The sequence below is a fragment of the Bacillota bacterium genome, from assembly GCA_040754675.1.
GTDB lineage: Bacteria > Bacillota > Limnochordia > Limnochordales > Geochordaceae > Geochorda.
The window spans coordinates 1-3438 of the sequence record JBFMCJ010000433.1; the positions used below are offsets into that span (position 1 = coordinate 1).

Genomic DNA, 3438 nt, shown 5'->3' on the forward strand with positions numbered 1-3438 from the left:
GAAAGGTGTCGCCGTCGATTACCGCGCTCACCCATACTTTCTGAGGGACGAGCCTCACCTCCCGTCCCGGAGCGCGCCCACGGCCATCTGGTGGTCGAGGAGCTTGCGCCGACCCGCTGTTTCAAACCGTTCTCAATCCCAATGATAAGCTTCGACGAACTTCGCCAATATCCTCCTGCCCTCGACCGCCCTGCGGGCGGGGCCGGCCTCAAGCGGCTGCACGCTGGCGCCGATTAAGGTAACTCCTGCGCCCTGCTGCGCTGTGCAGTGCCCCGAGTTGTGCTGGGGCCGGCTGTCCCGAGTGTCCTGGCTGAAGGGAACAGTCTGAACGGCTCACCGTCCCAGGACGGGTGGCCTCATGAGGGGACGCGACCGTTCCAAGTAGGAGAGAGAGGGCGACGGGAGCTCGAAAGGAGCGAAGGTTGCGGCACCTCGGGGGGCAGACCAATAAGGCAGGCAAGCGTCCCCCCGGGGCCGCGAGGCAAGCGCGGAGCCGCCGGGATGGCGCAGCCTACGGGGCGACCGAGCCAGGTCGGCGGGAAACCGGGCAGAGCGCCCTTGAGCCGGCGTCCTCGCGCAGTGTGCCGGGGGCTTGCGGCGCGTCGATCTGAGAGCCCTGGGCTGCTGGACAGGCCGATCCACGGCAGCAGAGTTACAGCGGGCCGTAAATAGGGTCGGCGTGGCGGCTTTCCGGGGGGCGGCGCCGCTGTGCGAGGGCAAAGTGGTGCCACTGTGCAAGGCAAGGCGGGCCCGCCGTATCAGGGCGAGCTGGTGCGACTGTATGAGGGCAAGGTGGAGCCGCTGCGTGAGGACAAGGTGGCGCAACGGTACGAGGGCGAGGTGCGCCGGTTCATGGGGGGAGATGGCGCGCCCCTCGATGAGGGTGAGAGGAGGGGTATTCAGTGAGGGTGGGCCGGCGGCGCCGCCTTGTGCGGGCGAGGCGGCCCCGGTCGATTAGGGCGAGTCGGGACGACCCGGTTAGGGCCAGTCGAGACTTCGCGGATATGCCGGGTAAAGCGGGGGCTGCGGACGAGGGCGAACGGTTCGGCGGGGGTGGGCCGGTCATCCGGACGTAGCGTCCAAAGGTTTCGGAATCAGGACCCGCCGGACGGCCTGGGGCCGGTACGGCCCGGCCCTCAGTTCCGCCTGGAGCTCGGCCAGAAACAGCCCGACTCCCTGCGCCTCGACCGCCTCGATAGTCTGCGCATCCACTCCGGGGGCGCCCCGGTTCTGTGCCACTTGGGTCGAGGCGCGCACCAGGACGTCGGTGCGGACCACCTTGTCGTGGAGCGCGTGGAAGCGATGGCACAGGTAGCACGCTGGGGTATAATTGTTTCATGTTTCGTATTTTTCTCGGCTCCCGCGAAATCACCAACTTATCACTCATCGAATTACGCTGGCCTCGGCATAGCTGAGGCTGTCAGGTTAGTGCGTCTTTGGCGGTTTACTCCCGAGACAATCCGCATAGAGTGATCGCCCTGCGTCGGGCGTGGGATAGCAGGATCTCTTGACGCAATTCTTTTGTGGAATTATTATCTTGCTGACCACAAGAATTGTTCGTCAAGGAGGGGACGTCAATGCTATCCGAGGAACTCGACGGCATTGCTCAGCGAGTGAGGGAACACAGAGGGCTGTTATCGGTGACTATGGGTGAACTGCGTGACGCCGCAGGCTTTGGTAAATTGGGGAGCAACGTGGTACAGAGAATTTCACAAGAATTGGCGAACAGGGGGATTAGGCACTTCCCCCGACACTTGCCAACGTATCAATGGGAGGTAGTGCGGCTGTATGAGTCGGACAGCGTTGCTGCGAGGCTCATCAAGGCTGCAGTGACCCCTGGACGCGAGGAGGACGAGGTACTCAGAAAGGCGCTGTCTGTCTGGCAAAGGCGCAACAGCGTAGGAACAGCACCTGATAACGGCCAAGAGGAGTCCCGTGAACCAATCGAAAGGATTCGTGAGTTGTTAATGGAAGCGGTCGACCTGATTGACGGAGTGCGCCAGTCGTAAGCTTTCGCAGAGCATTGCGGTGACGGTGGCAAACCGGGGGACAGCGGCGCTCTCTGGAGCCCACCGAATCGGCCTGGAAGACCCTCGCCACCTATCTGATAACTCGGGGGTTACGCCGTCTATCAGGCCACGCCCAACGAGGTGCAGGGCATGCACGCCGCCATGGGCCACTGCCATCACAAGACGGATAACCTCGACGCTCTGGCCCTGGCCAAGCTGTCGGCCGCGGCCCGGATTCGGATCTGGCCGGTCCTTCTTCCGCCCGACCCGTGTTAGGATCAACTGCAGCGTGGGGTGCGGCGAGAACACGAGCTGGCCCGGCGCATCGCCAACAGGACCAACGAGCTGAGGGCCCTTCTGGATAGGGCGATTCCGGGCCTGGCCTTGTTGCTTCCCGATCCGGCGCAGCCGCAGGCCCAGGCCATCTGCCGCTACTGGTCGCATCCGGGGCGCCTGGCCCGTCAGGCGCCCGAGAACCTGGCGCGAACGCTGACGTCCCAGTCGGGGCGTCCCGTTTCGGTAGAGGAGGCTGCTACCCTGGTGGAGCTCGCCCGGCAGGCCGTAGGCCCTGGGGCGCGCAGGAACCCGCCGCCTCGGCCCTTTGCCGAGAGATTGGCAGCGAACTTCAACTGTTCAACCTCTTAACCCCAGAGCAGCGGCAGCTCCAGGCCGAGAATTATGCCCTCCGTTGAGAGCTTGACTCCCGGCGCCACGTCGAATCGCTGCCGGGCGTGAAGGAGGTGGCCGCCCCCGCCCTGCTGTCCTTGTAGCCCCTGGTCGAGCGGCTCGATGAAGCGCGCCAGCTTCGCGCCTATAGTGGCTACGTCCCAAAGGTGGAGCAATCGGGGCAACGGGTTGCACACTCCCGCATGAGCAAGGCAGGGCGGGCCTGGCTCGAACGCATCCTCTTCATGGCAGCCGACGCCGCCCGCTGGGTCGATCCCCACCTGGCCGAGGTTTACCGCCGAGCCGTGATGGGAAAGGGCGCGCCCCACAGTAAAGCGGTCTGCGCCGTGGTGCCTCATCTGCTCGGTCGGCTGTTCCGCGTCCTGAAGGAGAACCGGCCGTATGCGTTTGAGGATCTGGCCCACCAGCCGGCGGAGAAGGCCGAGGCCCAGGCCTTGGCGCAAGACCTCGCCGTCCCGGAGGATGTGCGCAGCCGGCTGCGCGTCTGCCAGAAGCCCCTGCCAGAGAGCAGGAGGGAGACGTCACGAGGCAAGGGGCATCGGCCGGAAGGGCCGGCCGATCCCCAACGAGAACGGCCCCCTGCGCTCAGCTCAGCGCATCTCCCTAGCTACGATGAACGAGGCCGCCCCCCGTTCACGACGAACGTAGGTTACGTCCCCCCGGTAAGGGATGAGCAGCTACACGCATGATCCCCTGTCAAGGCCTTTCCTCAAGCCGCTGCTTCGAGGTGAGCTCCCCTTCC

7 protein-coding genes are annotated in these 3438 nt (G+C 65.0%); 5 read left to right on the forward strand and 2 right to left on the reverse strand.

Annotated features, from left to right (window positions below; genetic code table 11):
* Positions 1 to 732: 732 nt before the first annotated feature.
* Positions 733 to 906 carry a hypothetical protein gene (locus tag AB1609_18455; protein ID MEW6048429.1) on the forward strand — a complete coding sequence of 58 codons (174 nt, stop codon included), beginning with the start codon at positions 733 to 735 and terminating at the stop codon, positions 904 to 906.
* Between the two features lie 156 nt (positions 907 to 1062).
* Here AB1609_18455 and AB1609_18460 read toward each other — a convergent pair whose 3' ends face one another.
* A complete protein-coding gene (locus AB1609_18460) occupies positions 1063 to 1212 on the reverse strand; it encodes a hypothetical protein (protein ID MEW6048430.1) in 150 nt (49 codons plus the stop codon).
* Between the two features lie 365 nt (positions 1213 to 1577).
* Between AB1609_18460 and AB1609_18465 the strand changes: the two genes are divergently transcribed.
* The 3 genes from AB1609_18465 (at position 1578) to AB1609_18475 (ending at position 2654) form a co-directional block, all read left to right on the forward strand.
* Positions 1578 to 2009, forward strand: coding sequence for a hypothetical protein (locus tag AB1609_18465; GenBank protein ID MEW6048431.1), 432 nt, complete (start codon positions 1578 to 1580; stop codon positions 2007 to 2009).
* Positions 2010 to 2159: 150 nt separating this feature from the next.
* The gene (locus tag AB1609_18470) at positions 2160 to 2285 is read left to right on the forward strand and encodes a hypothetical protein (GenBank protein MEW6048432.1); all 126 of its coding nucleotides are present in this window, start codon (positions 2160 to 2162) and stop codon (positions 2283 to 2285) included.
* Between the two features lie 18 nt (positions 2286 to 2303).
* Positions 2304 to 2654: a hypothetical protein gene (locus tag AB1609_18475; GenBank protein MEW6048433.1), complete on the forward strand. Its 351-nt coding sequence runs from the start codon at positions 2304 to 2306 to the stop codon at positions 2652 to 2654.
* Here AB1609_18475 and AB1609_18480 read toward each other — a convergent pair.
* A complete protein-coding gene (locus AB1609_18480) occupies positions 2651 to 2860 on the reverse strand; it encodes a hypothetical protein (protein MEW6048434.1) in 210 nt (69 codons plus the stop codon). The genes AB1609_18475 and AB1609_18480 overlap by 4 nt on opposite strands.
* Here AB1609_18480 and AB1609_18485 point away from each other — a divergent pair.
* Positions 2843 to 3385, forward strand: a complete 543-nt coding sequence (locus AB1609_18485) for a transposase (protein ID MEW6048435.1) — start codon at positions 2843 to 2845, stop codon at positions 3383 to 3385. The genes AB1609_18480 and AB1609_18485 overlap by 18 nt on opposite strands.
* Positions 3386 to 3438: the final 53 nt, after the last annotated feature.

Excerpts from the sequence above, each read along its gene's own strand:
- AB1609_18470 (MEW6048432.1), top strand. The coding sequence starts at position 2,160 with ATGCACGCCGCCATGGGCCACTGCCATCACAAGACGGATAACCTCGAC.
- AB1609_18465 (MEW6048431.1), top strand. The coding sequence starts at position 1,578 with ATGCTATCCGAGGAACTCGACGGCATTGCTCAGCGAGTGAGGGAACAC.